At 43.3% G+C, this 20,761-nt stretch carries 19 protein-coding genes; 8 read left to right on the plus strand and 11 right to left on the minus strand.

What is annotated here, in order from left to right:
* Positions 1 to 77: 77 nt before the first annotated feature.
* Both RTJ53_RS10790 and RTJ53_RS10795 read left to right on the plus strand, forming a co-directional pair.
* Positions 78 to 611, plus strand: coding sequence for a chalcone isomerase family protein (locus RTJ53_RS10790; RefSeq protein ID WP_128680916.1), 534 nt, complete (start codon positions 78 to 80; stop codon positions 609 to 611).
* Between the two features lie 392 nt (positions 612 to 1,003).
* On the plus strand, positions 1,004 to 2,104 hold the full coding sequence (locus RTJ53_RS10795) for a potassium channel family protein (protein WP_312276935.1): 1,101 nt from the start codon (positions 1,004 to 1,006) through the stop codon (positions 2,102 to 2,104).
* A 71-nt stretch (positions 2,105 to 2,175) separates the two neighbouring features.
* Here the strand turns inward: RTJ53_RS10795 and RTJ53_RS10800 are convergent, their stop codons facing one another.
* On the minus strand, positions 2,176 to 3,765 hold the full coding sequence (locus RTJ53_RS10800) for an isocitrate lyase (protein WP_312276936.1): 1,590 nt from the start codon (positions 3,763 to 3,765) through the stop codon (positions 2,176 to 2,178).
* A gap of 452 nt (positions 3,766 to 4,217) precedes the next feature.
* Between RTJ53_RS10800 and RTJ53_RS10805 the strand changes: the two genes are divergently transcribed.
* The gene (locus tag RTJ53_RS10805) at positions 4,218 to 5,255 is read left to right on the plus strand and encodes a LysR family transcriptional regulator (protein ID WP_062333830.1); all 1,038 of its coding nucleotides are present in this window, start codon (positions 4,218 to 4,220) and stop codon (positions 5,253 to 5,255) included.
* 35 nt (positions 5,256 to 5,290) lie between these two features.
* Here RTJ53_RS10805 and RTJ53_RS10810 read toward each other — a convergent pair whose 3' ends face one another.
* The gene (locus RTJ53_RS10810; RefSeq protein ID WP_312276937.1) at positions 5,291 to 5,695 is read right to left on the minus strand and encodes a hypothetical protein; all 405 of its coding nucleotides are present in this window, start codon (positions 5,693 to 5,695) and stop codon (positions 5,291 to 5,293) included.
* 113 nt (positions 5,696 to 5,808) lie between these two features.
* Positions 5,809 to 7,026, minus strand: a complete 1,218-nt coding sequence (gene nhaA, locus RTJ53_RS10815; protein ID WP_409418164.1) for a Na+/H+ antiporter NhaA — start codon at positions 7,024 to 7,026, stop codon at positions 5,809 to 5,811.
* 346 nt (positions 7,027 to 7,372) lie between these two features.
* Here nhaA and RTJ53_RS10820 point away from each other — a divergent pair, with 346 nt between their 5' ends.
* On the plus strand, positions 7,373 to 8,830 hold the full coding sequence (locus RTJ53_RS10820) for a C13 family peptidase (RefSeq protein WP_312276939.1): 1,458 nt from the start codon (positions 7,373 to 7,375) through the stop codon (positions 8,828 to 8,830).
* A 161-nt stretch (positions 8,831 to 8,991) separates the two neighbouring features.
* Here RTJ53_RS10820 and rpmG read toward each other — a convergent pair whose 3' ends face one another.
* The 4 genes from rpmG to RTJ53_RS10840 form a co-directional block, all read right to left on the minus strand.
* Positions 8,992 to 9,147 carry a 50S ribosomal protein L33 gene (rpmG, locus tag RTJ53_RS10825; RefSeq protein WP_007116087.1) on the minus strand — a complete coding sequence of 52 codons (156 nt, stop codon included), beginning with the start codon at positions 9,145 to 9,147 and terminating at the stop codon, positions 8,992 to 8,994.
* Between the two features lie 35 nt (positions 9,148 to 9,182).
* Positions 9,183 to 9,419, minus strand: a complete 237-nt coding sequence (gene rpmB / locus RTJ53_RS10830) for a 50S ribosomal protein L28 (RefSeq protein WP_007116088.1) — start codon at positions 9,417 to 9,419, stop codon at positions 9,183 to 9,185.
* Between the two features lie 300 nt (positions 9,420 to 9,719).
* Positions 9,720 to 10,421 (minus strand): dethiobiotin synthase, encoded by a 702-nt coding sequence (gene bioD, locus RTJ53_RS10835; RefSeq protein WP_219333691.1) that lies wholly within the window; start codon positions 10,419 to 10,421, stop codon positions 9,720 to 9,722.
* Entirely contained in the window at positions 10,421 to 10,543 is a 123-nt protein-coding gene (locus tag RTJ53_RS10840) for a hypothetical protein (protein WP_257619932.1), read from the minus strand. Before RTJ53_RS10840 ends, bioD begins: the two co-directional genes overlap by 1 nt.
* 134 nt (positions 10,544 to 10,677) lie before the next feature.
* Between RTJ53_RS10840 and RTJ53_RS10845 the strand changes: the two genes are divergently transcribed.
* Entirely contained in the window at positions 10,678 to 11,649 is a 972-nt protein-coding gene (locus tag RTJ53_RS10845; protein WP_219333690.1) for a ketopantoate reductase family protein, read from the plus strand.
* 126 nt (positions 11,650 to 11,775) lie between these two features.
* On the opposite strand, the gene RTJ53_RS10850 is transcribed toward RTJ53_RS10845, so the two are convergent.
* Positions 11,776 to 12,414, minus strand: coding sequence for a glutathione S-transferase family protein (locus RTJ53_RS10850; protein WP_219333689.1), 639 nt, complete (start codon positions 12,412 to 12,414; stop codon positions 11,776 to 11,778).
* Positions 12,415 to 12,569: 155 nt separating this feature from the next.
* Complete coding sequence (locus tag RTJ53_RS10855) at positions 12,570 to 14,558, minus strand: oleate hydratase (protein ID WP_312276940.1); 1,989 nt, start codon at positions 14,556 to 14,558, stop codon at positions 12,570 to 12,572.
* A gap of 442 nt (positions 14,559 to 15,000) precedes the next feature.
* On the opposite strand from RTJ53_RS10855, the gene RTJ53_RS10860 reads away from it, so the two are divergent.
* The 3 genes from RTJ53_RS10860 (at position 15,001) to RTJ53_RS10870 (ending at position 17,730) form a co-directional block, all read left to right on the plus strand.
* The gene (locus RTJ53_RS10860; protein WP_051499217.1) at positions 15,001 to 15,297 is read left to right on the plus strand and encodes a Trp family transcriptional regulator; all 297 of its coding nucleotides are present in this window, start codon (positions 15,001 to 15,003) and stop codon (positions 15,295 to 15,297) included.
* A 268-nt stretch (positions 15,298 to 15,565) separates the two neighbouring features.
* Positions 15,566 to 16,978, plus strand: coding sequence for an anthranilate synthase component I family protein (locus RTJ53_RS10865; RefSeq protein WP_409418163.1), 1,413 nt, complete (start codon positions 15,566 to 15,568; stop codon positions 16,976 to 16,978).
* A gap of 110 nt (positions 16,979 to 17,088) precedes the next feature.
* Positions 17,089 to 17,730 carry an anthranilate synthase component II gene (locus RTJ53_RS10870; RefSeq protein WP_312276941.1) on the plus strand — a complete coding sequence of 214 codons (642 nt, stop codon included), beginning with the start codon at positions 17,089 to 17,091 and terminating at the stop codon, positions 17,728 to 17,730.
* A 106-nt stretch (positions 17,731 to 17,836) separates the two neighbouring features.
* Here RTJ53_RS10870 and RTJ53_RS10875 read toward each other — a convergent pair whose 3' ends face one another.
* Together RTJ53_RS10875 and speC are read right to left on the minus strand one after the other, a co-directional pair.
* Positions 17,837 to 18,349 (minus strand): hypothetical protein, encoded by a 513-nt coding sequence (locus tag RTJ53_RS10875; RefSeq protein WP_312276942.1) that lies wholly within the window; start codon positions 18,347 to 18,349, stop codon positions 17,837 to 17,839.
* A gap of 193 nt (positions 18,350 to 18,542) precedes the next feature.
* The gene (gene speC / locus RTJ53_RS10880; protein WP_312276943.1) at positions 18,543 to 20,702 is read right to left on the minus strand and encodes an ornithine decarboxylase; all 2,160 of its coding nucleotides are present in this window, start codon (positions 20,700 to 20,702) and stop codon (positions 18,543 to 18,545) included.
* Positions 20,703 to 20,761 lie beyond the last annotated feature (59 nt).

The raw sequence follows: 20,761 nt of genomic DNA on the forward strand, positions 1-20,761 counted from the left end.
TCACACAATGAAGCCAGATAAGGATATTACGACATTATCCAAGGAAAAAACTGTTATAGAACGATAAGGATGCTAGGATGATTTTATTTAAAGGAAAAACCAACGATCTTGAAACCTTATTTCCCCCTACCCTAAAACTAGATGGTCAAATCTGCGTGCGAAATGGTATTAGCGCTCGCAGTAAATTTATGATTGGTATCTATGATATTGCCCTATACTTGGGTGAAATGACTGAAGATGCCGAAACAGCCATTACCTCACGTTATGCCAAGCAATTGCGCATGGTGTCTCGCCGCAATATTAAAGGCTCATTACTGGAAAATGCCTTCAAAGACGGCATCAGAGCGAATAGTAGCGCAGAAGAATATCAAAAAATTGCCTCAGTAATTGATGACGTGTTTGGTGAGTTGTTCAAAACCAATACCATCAAAGAAGGGGCAATGTTTACGATTGAGTTTTCGCCAGAGCATGGCGTTCGCTTAAATTATGATGAGGTTGGCGATCTTCCTTATATCAAAGAAGAAGGCTTTGACCAAGCTATTCTTCGTGCTTGGCTAGGCGATAATCCCATATCACTTGAGATGAAAAAGGATTTGCTGGGTCAACACTAATGTTACACTGAGTATTTTTACACTTCCCATATTTTTAGATTTCCCATCCAGCATGGGAAGTTAATCTAGCTAATTGATAGTGCCAGTTAATTTATTGTTAGGTTTACTAGGGTTGTATTGATTGCAACCCTATTTTAAAGATGAATAGCGGCGTTATCGATATACTTGGCATCATTCAACCTCATAAATGGGCATTCATCCCTTACCTGCCTAGTTTTGTTTTATCCGATAACAAGTAAGTTGGCTTTTTTCATTTTTATCCCAACTTTTTATCTCAATAGGGGCATTCTTGGTTTGAGCCTTTTATCCTGTCGTCCATCAGGGGTTACTACAATACTATGTTTCTTTTTGAATGGGTATGCTAGTCTAAAGCAAAAAAATTTAGGCAGCTTATGAAACCACTTGCGCAAAAGCCCACTAAACCAATCATATCAACCCGTAACACCCCACAGACCTTTACCCTCAATAAGCTTGCTAAACCTATCGTGCGCGATGATATTTTCTCGTTGCCGCCTGCTGTGTATGGCACTATCTATTTGACGCTGATTCCGCTATTTGGCTTTTTGTACAGTACCTTGCCAAATATGCAGTTTAACCATGAAAACGTGGGCTTTTTGGAAGCCATGTATTTTAGTACCATCACGGTGACCACCACTGGGTTTGGCGATATTACCCCAACTAATACCTTTACACGGGCGTTTGTGATGATTGAAGCGACCATTGGGGTGGTGTCCGCAGGTTTGTTTTTAAATGCGATTACTTATCAGCGTGAAGAAAACATGAGCAATCTGATGGACGCCTATGAAGCGAGAAAAGAAATCTCTTATGCCTTCGCGCGCCTGCACAGTCATGATAGTTTAATTACGCTTAACATGAATACTTATCTAAATCGGGTTAATCAACTGCTCGGCATAGAATCAGAGCAAACCCCAGTGGCGCAATCTGACCGTGAAGGTCGCACTAATTTAAACCGCTCGCCTGATTTGCCTGCGGCGCCTGACGCCAAAGTCCCCCAGCAGCTTATTGGTATTCATGAGCCTATTCCCGAAACGCTAGCATTTACTAATTTACAGCACTTATTTAATGCCTCGGCACGCTTGACCGATGACCCGCGCAAGCCGTTGATTTGGTACTATTATCAAGCCTTGGATGAATTGGTCAATAGTATTGAAAATTTGGTGCGTGAAACCGAAACTTATCGCTGGGCAGATTTGGAGTCGATTTGTATTCAATATTTAAGTGATATCAAATCCTATGACTCCAGTAGTTATATACTAGCAGAGCCAAACTTTGAACAACAACTTGCGGATATCCAAGCCCAGCGCCAGCAAGACATGTTACTTATCAGTGAATATCCAAGTGATAAAGCGGTTGAGCTGTCGAACGAAAATAGTTTAAACCCGTATATTATTTTGTTTATGGGTATTCAGACCACCATTGATTTTATCAAAAAATTCCAACTTCGCTACCAAGAAATTATGCAAACTATTTAATTTTATCCGCTCATAAAAAAACACCCCACATGCCGTGAGGTGTTTTTGTTAATCAATCAATCAATGAAGCATTAGTGACCAAATTGGTTGGCAGTGTTTTTGGCGCCGCCCGCTTTAAGTGCCATTTCACCCGAGAAGATTTCTTTGTGGTCATCACCGATGTCAGAACCAGCCATGGCTTGGTGCTTAACTGCCGCAACGCCTTCACGGAGTTCTTTACGTTGTACTTCTTCAACGTAAGCTAGCATACCTTTGTCACCGAAGTAACCTTTTGCCAACTGGTGTGTACTTAATGCCGCCGTGTGGAAAGTAGGTAAGGTGATCAAGTGATGGAATACACAGGCTTCACGTGACGCATCAGCTTGGAAGGTGCGCGCTAGTTCATCAGCAGCGGCATTCAACTCAGTGTTGTCGTAGTCAGCAGACATTAAGTTCGCTTTGTCGTAAGCTGAGATGTCTTTGCCTTCTTTTTCCCATTTTGCGATGACTTGTTTACGGAAGTTGAGTGTCCAGTTGAATGATGGGCTGTTGTTGTAAACAAGCTTAGCATCTGGCACTTGCGCAACGATACGGTCAGTCATTGATTTGATGTGCGCGACGTCTGGTGTTGGCGTTTCAATCCATAGTAGATCAGCACCGTTTTCAAGGGCAGTCACACAGTCAAGTACTACGCGGTCAATGTTGGTGCCTTCGCGGAATGAGTACAAGCCGTTTGGCATACGAGTTGGGCGAACCAATTTACCATCACGTTTTAACAGAACATCGTACTCGCTTGCATTTTCTAACGTCACTTCTTCAACTTCTAAGAAGTCTAAGTATTGTGAAGCAAGGTCGCCTGGCTCACGTGACACAGGAAGTTTTTGCGTTAATGACGCACCTTCAGAGTCAGTACGGGCAACGATTACACCATTGTCAATGCCAAGCTCTAAGAACGCATAACGAATCGCGTTAAGTTTTGCGATGAAGTCTTCGTGTGGTACGGTGACTTTACCATCTTGGTGACCACATTGTTTGGCGTCTGATACTTGGTTTTCAACTTGGATAGCACAAGCACCGGCTTGGATCATTTGTTTGGTGAGCAAGTAAGTTGCTTCTTCGTTACCAAAACCTGCGTCGATGTCAGCGATGATTGGCACGATGTGTGATTCAAAGTTGTTGATTTTGTCTAAGATGGCTTTAGTGTCTTGACCTGCTTCTTGCGCCGCATTTAATTCACGGAAGTAATCGTTTAATACTTTTTCGTCCGCTTGACGTAAGAAAGTGTAGATTTCTTCGATTAATTTTGGCACAGCGGTTTTTTCGTGCATAGATTGGTCAGGTAGTGGACCAAATTCTGAGCGAAGCGCAGCAACCATCCAACCTGAAAGATAGATATATTTACGTTCAGTAGTACCGAAGTATTTTTTAACTGCATACATGGTTTGTTGACCGATAAAGCCATGCCATGCACCAAGAGACTGGGTGTATTTTGATTTGTCAGCATCATAAGCTGCCATATCACGACGCATGATGTCGGCAGTGTATTGAGCGATTTCTAAACCTGTTTTGAAACGGTTTTGGATAACCAAACGCGCAGCATCATTTTCGCTGATGTTTTTCCAGTTACCATATTTGGCTTTTAGTTCGCGGATATGGTCAATCGCTGAAACGTAAGTTGACATAGCAGTCTCCTGTTGAGGACGGTGGGATAAAAAAACTTAGGATGAGTGTTGTGTTGTAATAAAAGTAAAAGTTTTAAATAAGCCAATATTTAGCGAGCGTTAAACACCGAAAATATAAATAATGTTTAAGACACAAACTAAATATCCAAAATAGGCTAACAATTTTTTTAACAAAATACGTGATATTTCTTACAGTGATATTAAATAGTCTGTTAAAATTAAGAATTCTATTTTGGCACTAATAAAGCTTTAAGTTGGCTTAAATAATGGAATGAATGCACTATACCCTTTAATTCATAATTTAGCTATTTAATGATTCGTATCTTTAGTATTTATTTAAAATATAGTATAATACAATCAATGACTTAAATTTTATTGCTAGGTTTTAGCCCTGTTAAAACTAGCGGTTTTAGCCTTTTTTTCTTAACTTTTAACTAGACAAACAGTAATTTATGGATTTACAACGTGTGGATTTGAACCTTTTGGTGCATCTTGATGTGTTACTTCGGGAAAAAAACGTCACCAGAGCCTCTGAGCAACTTGGCATTACCCAGCCCGCCATGAGTAATATTTTACGTCGTTTGCGTAAGTTGTTTAATGATCCCTTGTTGATTCGCTCATCTGAAGGCATGACGCCAACGGAGCGGGCGCTTGAATTACAGCCGCGCGTACGCGAATTGTTAGCAGATTTAACCCAGTTATTAGAGCCGCGTACTGAGTTTCGTCCTTATACCTCAAGTCGTGTGTTTCGGATTATGACGTCAGATTATGCCGAAGCGACGCTGGTGCCTAGGTTAGTCAAAGCGCTGCGCAGTGAAGCCCCAAACGTGATTTTGGACTTCTTGACGCCTTCAGATGTCTCCTATCGAGATATGGAACAAGGGCGTGTTGATTTGGCGATTAATCGTTTTAACGAGGTACCGCAAAGCTTTCACCAAGTGCTGATTTGGCGTGATACATTTAGTTGTTTGTTGTCGGCTGATAGTCCGTATGTCAATCGCTTTAACCTAAAAAATTATCTTAAAGCTCAGCACGTTTGGGTTTCTAAAACAGGCATGGGTGTGGGTTTTGGTGTCAATCCCGAAAAATCTGGTGGACTTGGCTCGATTGATGCGGCGTTACAACGCCTCGGTCAAAAACGTCAAATCAGTGTCTTTACCCGTCATTATCAGATGCCTGCCATGCTCACCGCTAACAAAGACCTAATTGCTACGCTGCCGACTCGGGTGGCGCGCATGCAGGCAAATAATGATGACATCGTGATTAAAGAGCCGCCATTTTTTATTCCAGAGTTTGAATTGACGATGGCATGGTCGCCGCTATTACAGCATCACCCTGCGCATCGTTGGTTACGTCAGTTGATTCAACATGTGTCGCGACAAATCATCGCCGAAGATCGCATCAAGTATCCGCTCCAAACTGCGATTCAAGACGGTTCGCTGCATACCCAGCCCATTGATTTGGTTGAAATTGATCCCGATCGTCAATGAAGGATGGTTAGACAAGCTGCTTATCTAGGATTGGTTTAGGACTGGCAAATTTTATCCACCCATAGCTCATACGGATATTTTCCTAAATGTCCGTAACGTCCTTTTTCAGTCACTCGCCCTTCAATACAGACAGGTAAACTAATCGATACGCCCGTTTGACCTTGCGCTTTGGCATACTCGGCTAACAGGTTGTTCGGGTCAAATACATGGTATTTGGTGGTACCGTCATTAAATTCAGATTGCTCTAAGCTTTGAGTAAATGTGCCTTTTAGGGTCACCGTTTTTTTGGGTACACTCTCAATGCTTTCTTTGATATCGCTTAACTTACCATTTTGCAGCGATTGATACGCCACGCTGGCGCAACTCGCCAATAGACCAATTATCGCCACACCACCGCCCAACCATGCGGTTTGTTTACCCTTTACCTTGTTAGTTAGCATGGTGTTTTCCTTATTATTGATCACAAAATTATTGGTATAAAAAAATGATAGCAATATTCGTTGCTATCATTTGTAGATTTTATTTATCGTTACACTACCCTTGGGTAAATAGCTTAGCGAATATAGGTATGATCTTCAGGGTTACTCACCTGCTGTGTCAGCGCTTGGGTTGGTAAGACTTTTTTAAGATAAAAATACCCTAGCATACCTGCCAATAATGATCCTAAAATAATGCCGAGTCGTTCGTCAAACGGTTTGACTTCAAGCCCCGCAAAGGCAAGCCCACCAATAAACAAACTCATGGTAAAGCCAATACCACATAAAATCGCCACGCCAAATACTTGTCGCCAATCAACATTGGTAGGCAAGCGGGCTAAGCCAAGCTTGACGCCAAGCCAACTAAATAACATCACCCCAATCGGCTTGCCTAGCAGTAGCCCTAGGGCAATGCCGAGCGGTACCGTATGCAATAGCGAGGATATCCCCGTACCACCAAGATAAATGCCCGCATTGGCAAACGCAAAAATCGGTAAAATAATAAAACTGACTGTGTCTTGCAAGTCATGTTCAATCGATTCGAGGGGTGAATGCTCAGGGTGCTTGTTGTCTGTCATTGGGATAAACAGCGCAAGCAGCACACCGGCAAGCGTCGCATGTATGCCCGACTTAAGCATCGCTGCCCATAGCAAAACGCCAATCATTATATAAGCGGTGGTGCGCGTGACGTTAAAGCGATTCATCAGCCACAATATCACCAAACATACCCCAACCCAAGCCAGTGCCGCCATCGACAAACCCGATGAGTAAAATAACGCAATAATGATAATCGCGCCAATATCATCAAAAATAGCAATCGATGCCAAAAATACTTTGAGTGCGGCGGGCACGCGATTGCCCAGTAAAGTCAGCACACCTAAGGCAAACGCGATATCTGTCGCCGCCGGAATCGCCCAACCTTTCATCAAATCTGCGTGCTGATAATTGAATGCGGCATAAAAAATTGCCGGTACCATCATACCACCGACCGCAGCAATCGCAGGCAAGACGACTTTTTTGACCTCTGATAGTTCGCCCACTAGCATTTCCCGCTTGAGCTCAAGCCCCACTAAAAAGAAAAACACCACCATCAAGCCATCGTTGATCCAATGTAATAAATGATGATCGATACTAAAAGAGCCGATTTTTATCGAAATAGGCAGATGCAAAAAGTGCGCGTATATGTCACTCATCGGAGAGTTTGCTACCACCATCGCCAACACAGCGGCAAACGCCAACACGATACCTGCAGCCATATCGTGTGCCAAAAATTTTTTAAATTGGTTAAATACTATCATCCGTCTAAAACTCTTTTTAATACCATTTTTATTTATGCAACATACCACACTTAAACCAAGTAAAATAGCCTATAATACCATCATACCATATATTTTATTATATCATATAATCTATTTTTATGATAAATAATTTCATAATTTCAAATTAATAGAAAATTTTATTCATTTATTCACTATTTTAGATAAATTAATTTTTTAGCCGTATAATTTACTAGGATTGATAGTTAACATTCTAAACATGAATGATTAATAAAGTTGTTAACACCCCATCGCTATTTTGTATTATCATTTTATCGCTACCCTCCTACCCATTTAGAATCAGCCTTTCAACAGTGTGGATATTTTGCCAACTTCTCTTACCGATCTTGATTTAACCCCGCTCAAACGTTTTTCACATAACGTCATCGCCAATATCCGTGCCACGGGTCACATGCTAATAGGTTCAAAACGTGCGTTTTATTGGGTCAAGCCCACCGTATGGCAGTTTTTGTTATTTGGATTGACGGCACTGGCGAGTAATTTGCTGTTTTCGTGGTTGGTGGCTGAAGATGCCACCCATTTTAATCCACAAGGGCTGATTAGTTATTTGGTGTGGCCGATGGTGATGTTAGTGGCAGGATTGATTCTTGCCAAACGTCATTTTAATGCCATGCTAATTTTTGTGCCGGCGATTCTGTGGCTGTGTGCTGACACCTTTATGATGCTGGTGCAAAGCTTGATTCAGTTTATCTCAGACTTGGGCTGGCTACCTGAATGGACGTTTGATACGATTGGTATTGTGTTCGTATTGGCATTTGTTTGGCAGTCGTTATCGCTGCTATGGATTTTTGGCAATCAATTACGCTGGTCATGGATTGAGCGTGTCCTGATTATGCTGGGTGCGTTTGCCGTACTCAGCGTGTGGCAAAAAAACGTGCAATCTGAGCCGATTTTTCAATCCGACCCCGTAGAACCCGTGGTCACTGAAGCGGCATTTTATGCGCAGCCTGAGCTTCTGGCTGATATGCTAAATAACGTGCAGCCGCAACGCCCGACTATATATGATTGGTACTTTATGGGTGTCGCAGGTCATGGCGAGCAAGATGTGTTCCGGTCAGAAATTGAGCTGACCAAAGATTACTTTGACCATCATTTTGGCACAGCAGGACGCTCGGTGGAACTCATTAACAACGCCAATACCCTGTCTGCGCTACCAATTGCCAGTAAAACCAGTATTGAACGCACTTTGCAAAGTATCGCCAAAAAAATGGATGTCAATGAAGACGTGCTATTTTTGACCTTGACCTCGCATGGGGGTGACAAAGTGATTGAAATGTCCAACCCACCGCTAGCGCTCGATAATGTCGATGCCAAATGGCTACGCCAATCATTGGATAAATCTGGCATTAAATGGCGCGTCATTGTGGTATCAGCCTGTTATTCTGGCTCATTTATCAATGATTTAAAATCACCAGAGACACTTTTGATTACTGCCTCAGCGGCGAACAAATCATCGTTTGGCTGTTCTAATGAAGCCGAATATACTTACTTTGGACAAGCATTTTTTGCTGAAAGCTTACCCAAGCTTCGTCGTTTTCAACCTGCGTTTGAAGCCGCCAGCAAACGCATTGCTGAACGGGAAAAAATGATGGGCTTTGAACCGTCTGAGCCGCAATTGGTGATGGGTGAGGCTATTAAAGCGAGATTGCCAGAGTTTGAAAACAGTCTCAAACCCTTACCTGCGGTTGTGATAGCGCCATCGACTGCCGCCAGTACTACTAGCGATGCCCATATTTTAAGTAGCCACCAACTGGACAAGTAACATAAACCGTTTTGGCTGCTTCAGATGCCAAGACCCCTTGCAACTCGTTTTACAATCCATCGCGATAGCAATTTTACAATTTTTGTGCATAAAAAAAGTGGGTTAACCTAAGTTACCCACTTTTTTATCAAATAGCGCGTCAAATGGACTGTGTCAGTCAATTATTTGATTTTAGCTTCTTTGAATACAACATGTTGACGTACCACTGGATCAAATTTTTTGATTTCCATTTTGTTTGGCATGGTACGTTTGTTTTTGGTCGTGGTGTAAAAATAACCCGTACCTGCAGTTGAAACTAATTTGATTTTATCACGCATCGCAATTGCTCCCTAAGAATATGAAAAGGCAAAAATTAGATTTTTTCGCCACGAGCACGCATATCAGTTAAAACTTGGTCAATACCAACTTTATCAATGATACGCATACCTTTGGTAGTCAAGCGAAGCTTAACAAAGCGGTTTTCGCTCTCTACCCAAAAACGATGGGTGTGTAGATTTGGTAGAAAACGACGGCGGGTTTTGTTGTTTGCGTGAGAAACATTGTTACCTACCGCTGGGCGTTTTCCAGTCACTTGGCATACTCGAGACATGGCTTACTCCTAATCGGTGTGCATGAGGGCTGCTCATGCCTGTCACAACTGATACTCGCACATCTCGCATATCATTGAAGCTAAAAAAGCTAGGGTTTCAACGATTCTAGTGTTGAGTATCTCAGTTTGAATCAATAATTAATCTTTTGGCGGCGCACTTAAAATTAGCTACTCACGGCTAGTCACTTGACTTGCGTCAATCAAAACCATTTTAAGCAAGCGTCAAAAAATCGCTAGTAAATTTAAAGCCGCTATTTATACCATAACTTATGCCAAAATGCAATGTGATTGGATAAAAATTTAATGGGTTAAAACGCCTTGTTTGACCATCAAGGGTGGCGGGTTTTGATAACCAGTAGACTGGCGTAAAATTTGCTGACTTAACCAGTCAATTTGCGCATCGACAAACGGCGTGTCGGTCTGTAATTGGTTAAAAATAACCAAAGCGACTTTTAGCCCTGCTTGCCAAATTGCTTGTAGGGTTAGCATGGCATGATTAAGGCTACCAAGCTTGATACCGACAACCATAATCACAGGGTATTTGAGCGCGGCTGCCACATCAGCAAGCGTTTCTTGCTCGTTAATAGGGGTAAACCAGCCGCCTGCCCCTTCAACCAAAATCACATCGGCAGGATAGGCTGCGATGGCGTTGTTGATGGTATCGACTAATTGGGTGTTGGTAAGTGTCACGTCATCAATTTGGGCGGCGATATGCGGTGAGCAAGGTGTCGCTAGCTGGATAGGCGCAATGACAGATAGCGGTGGTTTGACATTGGCAAATTGATTAATGCGTCGTGTATCATCGCTATATGTTTGCCCATTGTCATCGGTTTCTAGACCTGCGGTGACTGGCTTGATGGCATAGACACTTTTGCCTTGCTGAGCTACATTCTTGACCAATTGCGCCGTGGTAGTGGTTTTACCGATTTCGGTGTCGGTACCTGTGACAAAATACGCGCCGTTTAGTGAAGATGAAGCATCGTTAACATTGGATAAATTCATTATTTCTTACTTGCTTTATGGTTAATGGTTTGGGTGGTTTTTTGAGCTGATTGGGTGATTTTTTCAATTTTTTGCTCAAATGCTGGCATTAGCTCTTGCAAAGTTTGTTGCTGATTTTTCATAAGCAGCCCATAAACAACCCATGAACACAGCCATTTTTAATAATTTCATCGTGATTCCTTTTTTAAAATAGGTGCAAAAATCTGCTAAACTTTATCACAACTCTAATCAATGTCGCAAAATAACAGGAAAAAAGATGAACGATTCACCGATTATTGCCATTGTTGGATTTGGCTCATTAGGGGCGTTATTTGCAAGTCTATTAGCCCCAAACATGCCTTTTGAAAACTTGCGTATCGTCGCCGATAGTGACCGTGTCAACCGCTACCAACAGCAAGGTTTATTGGTGAATGGCGAGCCATTAACACTCAACTATGTCACACCAGATGAAAGCCCTCCTTCAAACCTAAGTCCTGCCGATTTGGTGGTGGTGTGTACCAAATTTTATCAGTTAAACGACGTGTTACCGCTCATCAAAAGTCAACTTGGCGACAATACGCTGATTGTTTCTGCCCTCAACGGTATCGCCAGCGAAAAAGTGTTGGCAAACGCCTTTGGTGACGAGCGCATTGTGTATTGTGTGGCGCAGCAAATGGATGCCATGAAAAATGAGCCGCATGAAAAAAATGGGAAAAATGGTAGCCAACTGATTTATCGCGATCATGGACAATTGGTCATTGGCGCGATGACAACTGATAGCGTTGAACGCGCGCGCGTGCAACAAGTCGATGCCCTCTTTAATCAAGTCAATTTCCCGCACTCAGTAAGCGATGACATGCCGCGCCAGCTGTGGGGCAAGTTGATGTTAAATACGGGCGTCAATCAAACCGTGGCATTGTATCAAGGCACCTTTGATACCGTGCAACAAGCGGGTAAAGCGCGCGACATGTTCAAAGCCGCCATGCGAGAAGTGATGGCAGTGGCACACGCTGAAGGCGTACCCTTGACCGAAGAAGATTTCAAAAAATGGCTGGCGATTATGGATGCGCTGGATCCCAAAGGCATGCCATCAATGCGGCAGGATTTAAAAGCAGGGCGACGTTGTGAGCTTGATTTGTTTGCAGGGACAATTCGTGAATTGGGGGATAAGCATGGCATTGACACCCCGGTCAACGATACCCTATATGATGGCATCAGTGCATTAATGGCTAACAATCAGTCGGGATGACAACCCTAGCGCTATTGAAAAAACTAGGCATAAAAGCAGTAAATAGAAACGGTGGATAAAAGCAATGAATAACCACTACCAATAAAAAAAGGGCATCTAGTTTGCCCTTTTTTATCTCAACAACCGTTATTTTTTACCAAAACGCTCATTCATTTGCGCATAAAAACGTGCTACATGGTCACCCACCACACTGGCATCTTTGGGACTAAACTTCATCACTCGCCCAAAATCCAAGCCAACATACAACACGATATCAGCGAAGGTAAGTCGATCACCGAGCAAGTATTTATGACTCGATAATAGCTTGTCAAAGTACGGCAAGGCTTTTTTGACACGGTTGATGCTCTCTTCTGCCGTACCAGGCACTTGGTTGCCCACCGACGCGCGAGATGGATGCCCATGCTGGAAAGCCAGCATCATGTTATACAGCACGTGAAACTCCGCATTGCGTGACATGGCGGTGATTTTGGCGCGCTGTATAGGGTCTGAGCCCATCACTTGCTTGCCATTGCCTGCAAGTCGACTATCAAGGTACTCACAAATGGCATGTGAATCGTTGAGCACAGTGCCATCATCAAGCACTAACACAGGCAACAGCCCCAGTGGATTGACTGCCAAAAACTCCGGCGAGTTTTGCTCATTTTTGCCAATATCCACGTTGATGACTTGTAAATTATGAATATCATTGATATCAAGTTCTTTGACTTTTAACAATAAGTCGACCTTGCGCGGGTTTGGCGGGGCATTCATGGTATATAGTTTCATCACTTGTTCCTTATGATGTGTGACTTTAGCTTTAATATACTTGAAACCACCATTTTACGAAATAGGGTTTTTAGGCACAAAGGAAATTTTGCTAATAAAAAATCCCCCTAACGGCAGGAGGATTTTTCGGTTTGAGGACAAAAGTATATTAAAGCTTATTTTTTATCCTGCGCTTTTTGCTCATCTTTTCGCTCGTCTTTATGACCTTCTTTATGCCAAAAGGCTTTGACTACTTCAAATTGCTCGGCAAGCGTCTGCATTAACGAGCTGTCTTTGTGCGATTTTTTGGCGACGGGTGGCAAGATGTGCTCATAATAGGTATTGGCGAGCACTCGGCGCAATAAGCCCTCCCCAATGAAGCCTTGGTCATCGTTGAGTGTACTGGCAGAGCGGAGTATGTTGCGAATATCGTATTGGGTTGGCACGATATCAGGCACTTGCTTATTGCTATCTGTGAGGGTGTACACCGCGACCCGCGCCGAGCGTACCGAAGTTTCAACGGTGAACACCACATCATTGTTGGTCTCAACAAATTGACCGATGAGACCTAAATTGGTGCAGCCTTCGGGTACAATTTGTGGGCGGTCGCCTTTGGCACGTGGCATAAACATCGAAGTGATATAGGGCATATAGGCGGTGTTGGCGATGGTGTTGGCTAAAATATCATCTTTTTGCTCAAGCAAATCTAGGTGGTATAGCAGCTCCGTCACAATTTCATGCCCGGTACATTCTGGCATGGTTTTTGGCACGTAATTGCCTTTTTTGTCCATCAATAGCCCATACACCCATATTACCACCACGTCTTTGGGTTGGTCAGGAAATTGCGGTTGGCGGTTGATAGTAAAACTCATAAGCCAGTTGGAATCGGTGATGGTAACAATACCGCCTGTGACTGTTTTGCCTGATAGCGGCGGATTGACACAGTATTTTTCGCTGATTTTGCGCAAAAGCGCCGAGTCTTTGCAGGTTAAGGTTGCTGACATCCAGGCAGATTTGGGTACATGACGGTTAAATTTTTCTGGACGACCAAACACAGCAGATTGTTTGGCAAGGTAATTCCATAGTACCCAACCTTTCGTTTTTCCCATGTTATCATCAGTTAGACGGATATCAGGCGCAGTGTCACTGGTGCCATAGCGCGTATCTTCTGTCATTGACCCTGTGGTAATAATCACAAAATCATTGTCTCGTACAGGGATATGGACTTGTTGACCTTGTTGGGTGGTTGTCAGCCCTTTAACGATTTTTTTGTCGCCTTGCTGCTCAAAATCAACCGCTGTCACTAACGTGTCACTTTGTAGGTTAACGCCTTTATTGATTAAAAATTTTTGCGCAGGTACCACAAAGCTGTCGTATTGGTTGTATTTGGCAAATAACAGGGTCGACATATCTTTGATGCCATCTAAGGCTTCCAAAAACCGGTGCATATAAAGCTTGCACTCAAGCAAGCTGTGCCAGTTTTCAAAAGCAAACATACTACGCCATAGCGTCCAAAAATTACTGTCCAAAAAACTTTGGCTAAAGTAATCTTCGATGGTGAGATTATCGAGTTCGTCTTGATTTTTTAGTAATAAGCGGACGATGGCAAGTTGGTCGGCTTTGTTGAGATTAAACTTATGAAAATCTTTGATTTCGCCTTTGTTATGAATCAACCGTGCTTTGGAGTAGTTGGGGTCATTGTCATTGATCAAGCGGTATTCATCAAGCACTGAATAAGGCTCTGGTAGCTCTAGCGCCGGTATATCTTGGAACATATCCCAAAAATTCTCGTAGGTGGTAATCATCTCACGACCGCCCCGCATGATATAACCGTCTTTGGCATTACCAGCGCCATCAAGTGAGCCGCCTTGCACCGCTAATTCTTCTAAAAAAGTAATATTCTCGCCCGGGATATGGGCATCTCGGATAAAATAATACGCTGCTGCTAGACCGCCAATACCGCCGCCGACGATATAGACTTTACTGTCTTTAAAACGTCCGGTATCAAAGCCGATATTACGCTGATAGTTACCACGGGCATCGCTAAACGGCATCGAATTGCCAGGTTGATTAGATTGATAATCTGCCCGCTGTGGCTGGTGATCGACCTTTTTAAAAGCTAGATTTTTTAAAAATTCACTGTTGTTCTTAGCGTTGGTTGTCATAATGAAGTGCCCTATTTTGAATAAGATTAGTATTGAATAACATTAGCGTTAGCTAACTCTTTAAACCGCGCTACTACCTTTTGACATTGATCTTAATTGCCCATTAAGACTGCTACACAATAACTAAAGACAACGGCGCGGTTATAAAATTATGATTGATAGTCATTGTTTATAATTAATAAACTCAGTTAGATTTTTAACTAAGCAATTTTATTATAACCATATTGTATGACCTCGCTAAAGCGACTTTGTGTCGACTAAGCTTTGATTAAATATTCAGTTATTTGCGCTTTTGTAATCAAAAGTAACCAATTATCGCACCTCTTCAACTTTGTAAAGGGATAAAAATCGATTGAGTTCACTTGCTAAACGCCGTAAAATGTATCACTATACTAGAACACTGAAATGCTTTACTTGTCATCTTTTACTCAAAAAAACTACTATGCCGCACACTTCGCCATCATCCCTACCCGCCTATGATTATTTGGTTGAGCTATTGAGCCAAACCGATGATAGTGACTTTATCCGCGAAATTTTGGCAGCGCTACTGACTGAAAAAGAACAAAAAGAAATCGCCAATCGCATCCAGATTTTTGCCTTGTTTCAGCAAGCGCTACCACAACGCGAAATCGCTGAGCGCTTGGGCGTGGGCATTGCAACCGTATCACGGGGCGCCAAAGCGTATGGTCAACATGATATCAACCAATTATTGCCAAATCTGAGTCATTTAACCCAATAAATCTGTGATAATGGCTTCAAGCGTAAATAAGCCCATCACAGTAGCATACATACTTTAGGGTGATGTGGAGGGTGATTAGAAGGGCGATGAAAATCAGCGTGAAAATAACTGTCATGTCATAAAAGAGTTGCAAGCAGGGGTTAATCTGATTACAATGTATCATCATACTAGAACACTGAAACATTGATTAAAATTTAAGATAGGGTAAATTTAAGCCGCTATAAATTTAAGATACTGTAAATTTAGCATACTATAAATTTAAGACACCATGATGACTACACACGCCAAACCACCCAAAATCGCCCTTGCCAGCAAACCAAGCCTGATTAAACTTGCACAAGACATTGATTTTTTTGAACTCTTTAAACGTATTGAAGCCAAATATGCTACCTGTTTTTTACTGGAATCGTTGGGCGAAGAAAGCTATATCTCACGTCATCATGCCATCGGCTTTGACCCTGCGTTGACGGTATTGGCAAAAGATCGCCATACTTTGACTATCACCAACAATCGCACGGGGGAAAGTACGGATTATACCTGTGACAATCCTTACCAACTACTGCGCGAAATCACCCCACAACATGTGATTTCACGTAGCCATACCGGCGGATTGGTCGGTTTTTTGGGATTTGATAGTGTCAATTTTTTCGAGCCGACCCTGAATATTCAGACCAGTGATGATTTCGAGCCGTTCAAATTCGGGGTGTACTTAGATGGGTTAAGCCTTGATAAGATGACCGGTGAAATTTTTTATTATTATTACGATACCGACCACCAAAGTAATCGTATTGACGAAATCAAGTCATTATTGACCGCTATTTCGCCTGACTATACCCAGCCCACTACTGAGCATTTGGGCGATGGGATGAACCGCGAGCAACATGCGGCAGCGGTGATGAAAGTCAAAGAAGACATTAAAGCTGGGCTGATTTTCCAGTGTGAAGTGGGTTTCAAGTCGCATTATCGCATCCAAGGCGATAGCATGCCAATTTATAGTAAACTGCGCGAAGTCAACCCGTCACCGCATATGTACTATGTCAAATTTGGCGCCCAAAAAATTATCGGCGCATCGCCTGAGTTGTTGTTCCGATTGCGCAATGGTGAGATGGAAACCTTCCCACTGGCAGGCACCACCAAGCGCGGCAAGGATGAGACCGAAGATCGTCAATTAGCGCGCGCCTTGCTCAATGACCCCAAAGAAATCGCCGAACATAATATGTTGGTGGACTTACATCGTAATGATATCGGACGGGTGGCACGCTTTGGGACGGTAAAAGTACGTAACTTAATGGATATCAAGCGCTTTTCACATGTCCAGCATATCTCCAGTGAAATCGTCGGTATTCTTGACCCTAATCATGATATGTTCACCGCGCTTGCCAGTAATTTTCCCGCAGGCACGCTATCGGGCGCACCCAAAATTGAAGCGATGAAAATTATAAATACGCTAGAACCCGATGGTCGCGGCGCTTACGGTGGTGCACTTGGTCAGTTTTGTTTTAATGGGGACTGTATTTTTGCTATTCCGATTCGCTCACTGTTTATCAATGGCGAAAAAGCGTATGCGCAAACTTGCGGCGGTAATGTGTATGACTCCAACCCTGAAGACGAATATGAAGAAATCCAGCGTAAATTGTCCGCGATGAAAGTTGTATTGTCCAATTTTGCGCCAGTGCAGTAAAGTCTGCTCCATCATGACGATACACCAACTAGATACGCATGATAGCAAGGGATATCAGCAGTATTTTAAACATTTAGAATAACCGCCATAACCTATTTTTAGAGTTGACTATGCAAGTGTTAATTATTGATAACTACGATTCTTTTACCTTTAACTTATACCAATATATTGGTGAGATTTTAGCCGCAGACAATCAGCCTTTCAACGTGGTTGTGAAACGCAATAATGAGATTAGCTTGGCGGATATCCAAGCCATGAATCCTGACCGCATTATCATCTCGCCCGGTCCAGGTTCGCCCGATGACCCTGCGTATTTTGGCGTGTGTGGTGACGTCATTACTGAGCTTGGCAAAACCACGCCGCTACTAGGCGTGTGTCTTGGCATGCAGGGGATTGCGCATTTTTTTGGTGGGCAAGTGGTGCGAGCCAATGTGCCCATGCATGGCAAGACGTCACCGATTCGCCACGATAATCAAGGCGTGTATCAAGGTTTGCCACAGCAGCTTGACATCATGCGTTATCATTCACTGATGGTAGATGCCGCCTCACTCCCCGAGTGTTTGGTAGTGACCAGTGTGGTATCTAGTGAGCAACATAGTGATAAAAACCTCAAAGAGGCCAGTCTAGCAGGCGATGAAATCATGGGCATTTGCCACCGTGACTATCCGATTCAAGGGGTGCAATATCACCCAGAATCCTTCGCCACCGAAGGCGCCAAAATGCTGCTGAAAAACTTTTTGTGGCAAAATTGAGGTGAAGCCATCGCGGTGAATCGATGGCGGCATAGCCATTGCACCAATATCGCAATAGGGTTTATGCCATAAGGCGCTACCCTACCAAATTTGTTAGTAGGTTTATTTACAACAGCAGCAAAATCACCGACATAATCGCTCCCACCGCCACAAACGCCAAACCACGTTTAAAGATTTTTGAACTTGGGGCAAATAAAAAGAAACTCGATAGCACAAAAAACAATAAACTCATGCCAAACAATACATTGAGCCCACCCATACTACCTTTAGAGGGCGCTTTATGAAAATTCACCATTTTATCTAATACCACAGGCAGTTTTTTGCTGGTATAAGTCACCTCACCGGTTTTAGTATTGTACTGTCCATCTTTAAAAAGCTGTATATCACCCTGCTGCTCCCTAAAATCGATGTTTTTCATTTTTAGGGTTTTGGCTAAATTTTTCTCATCAAGATTGGTTGCCACGACTTGCTTGACAGTTTTTGAAGATTTTAAAAAATCAGTGTCGCGAAATACCAGCAACATGCCACTGAGTGAATAGACCAGCATAATGCCAACCATAAAGAATCCAACATAGCGGTGCCCAAGCCTCATGTAGATACGAAAATCTTTCATTGTCATTGTTTGACTGCCTCTTAAAAAATTGAGCCGTCATTATCCAATAATAGATTGAGAATGTAAATAATAATGATTATCATTTAATTAAATAACATTGCACCCATCTACACAGACCAATTTTTGCGCAATTGGTTACTGCTGCAAACGCGCCAAATGTAGACTTCACCGAGAAAGCCTATGAATCAAAAACCGTCAATCAAATTTGGTGAGACTGTTTTAACACATAAGCATAGGCAATCTTTTTACCTTGGTCGTCATATTCCCAGTACACGCCCTGCACTTCTGGCTCAAAGCCTGGCAAGCGATTAACCCCTTCTTGCAATGCCAAGAAATACTCAAGCACTGCCCCATCCCACACTTCACCAGGGACAATACAATATACTCCCGGTGGATACGGTAGCGCCCCTTCCATGGCGATTCTGCCTTTGATGTCATGCAGCGATACCAACTCGACATCATTACGGATAAAGGCGTTATGGGCATCAAATGCACTCATGGCGACTTTTGGGCGATGTTCGCGCTCGAACATTTGTTTTTGTCGTTTGTTCAGCTGATGCTTGGCATAGAAGTTATGCATCAGTTGGCACAGCTCATTGATGGTCAGTTTGCGGTACTGCGGATATGCCTTAGCCAGTGTCGGTAGCACTTGGGTGACGGGGCTATTTTCGCGGATGTGCTTTTCAAAACTGACGATACGGGCGACCAAGTGCTGGAATTTTGCCAAAGTTTCGGCAGGCGTTAGTAAGAATAAAATCGAGTTTAAATCGGCTTTTTCTGGAATGACCGAGCTTTCACGCAGATAATGCGCCAAAATCGCGGCAGGAATCCCTGTCGCTTCATACTCGCCCGTTTGCATATCAATGCCTGGCGTGGTCAGTAGCAATTTACAGGGGTCGATAAAGTATTGGTCATCGGCATAATGCTGAAAATCATGCCAGCGCGCCCCTGCTTCAAAGCGGAAGAAACGAATATCATGGGCAATGGTTTCGGTATCGTAGTCTTGCCAAGATTGCCCATCTACTGTAGGTGGGACAAATGGCAAAATCATGCTACAAGTGTCTAGCAGCATTTTACGAGCTTCGATACCGCCAATGACACACTCATGCCACATGCGTTGACCGGCTTTTCCTTCATGCATTTTGGCATTGACATCGAGTGAGGCAAACAACGGGTAAAACGGCGAGGTCGACACGTGCATCATAAACGAGTTGTTAAAGCGTTTATGATTGACATAACGGGCTTGCCCGCTGATATGGTTATCTTTTTTATGGATTTGTGAGGCTTGAGAAAAGCCCGCTTGTTGCTTATGTACCGATTGGGTCACCAAAATTCCAGGATCATTTTCACCCAGCTCAAGTAGCAGTGGCGAGCAATCACGCATCATCGGGATAAACTGCTCATAACCCACCCAAGCACTGTCAAACAAAATATAGTCACACAGATGCCCGATGCGATCCACCACTTGGCGGGCATTATAGATAGTGCCATCATACGTGCCCAGCTGAATTACCGCCAAGCGAAATGGGCGGGCATTATCGGCTTTATCGGGCGCAACTTCACGAATACGCTCACGGATTTCGGCTTCATCAAAACAATGGGCGGGAATGCCACCAATCAAACCATAAGCATTGCGGTCGGTCTCTAAATACACAGGCGTACCACCTGCCATGGTTAAGGCGCCTTGGTACACAGATTTGTGATTGTTACGGTCAAACAGCACCAAATCACCATGCGCCACTAAGGCACCAATCGCAATTTTATTGGAAGAGGAAGTGCCGTTGAGCACAAAGTAGGTTTTATCCGCATTAAAAACTTTCGCCGCATGCGCTTGTGCCTCAAAAGCTGGGCCTTCATGAATTAGCAAATCGCCAAGACGGACATCGGCATTACAGGAATCGGCACGAAATAGCGTTTCCCCAAAGTATAAATAAAAGCGTCTGCCCGAAGGATGCTTACGAAAAAACTGTCCGCCTTGGTGCCCAGGACAGTCAAACGCCGCATTGCCATAGTCGGTGTAGTCCATCAAGGCTTGGAAAAAAGGCGGATCGAGCGTGGCGATATAATCCGCCGCTGCCGCATTGACCAATTGTCCGTTATAAAACTTTTGATCATCTGCCAGCTCTAACACACCATACACATTGGGTAGCCATTCATCAGGCACTACATCACCATATTCAATCGCCACAAATATCGGAATGGCAAAACCTAAATCTTCAATATCTTGATACACACGCGGCAAGTCTGTCATCGTGACTACAATTGCTGCAATATTGGTATAGTCGGTCGATTCAATATCGATGGTACGATAATTAAGATTTAGGGCGTACTCGATGCCATCACTGATGACTACTTTCATAATTATTTTCCTTGCTGCAACCGTGTCAGTTGCCAAAACGCCATCATCGTTGTCATAAA

Origin of the sequence: Moraxella sp. CTOTU46711, assembly GCF_031975715.1 — a bacterium.
Lineage (GTDB): Bacteria > Pseudomonadota > Gammaproteobacteria > Pseudomonadales > Moraxellaceae > Faucicola.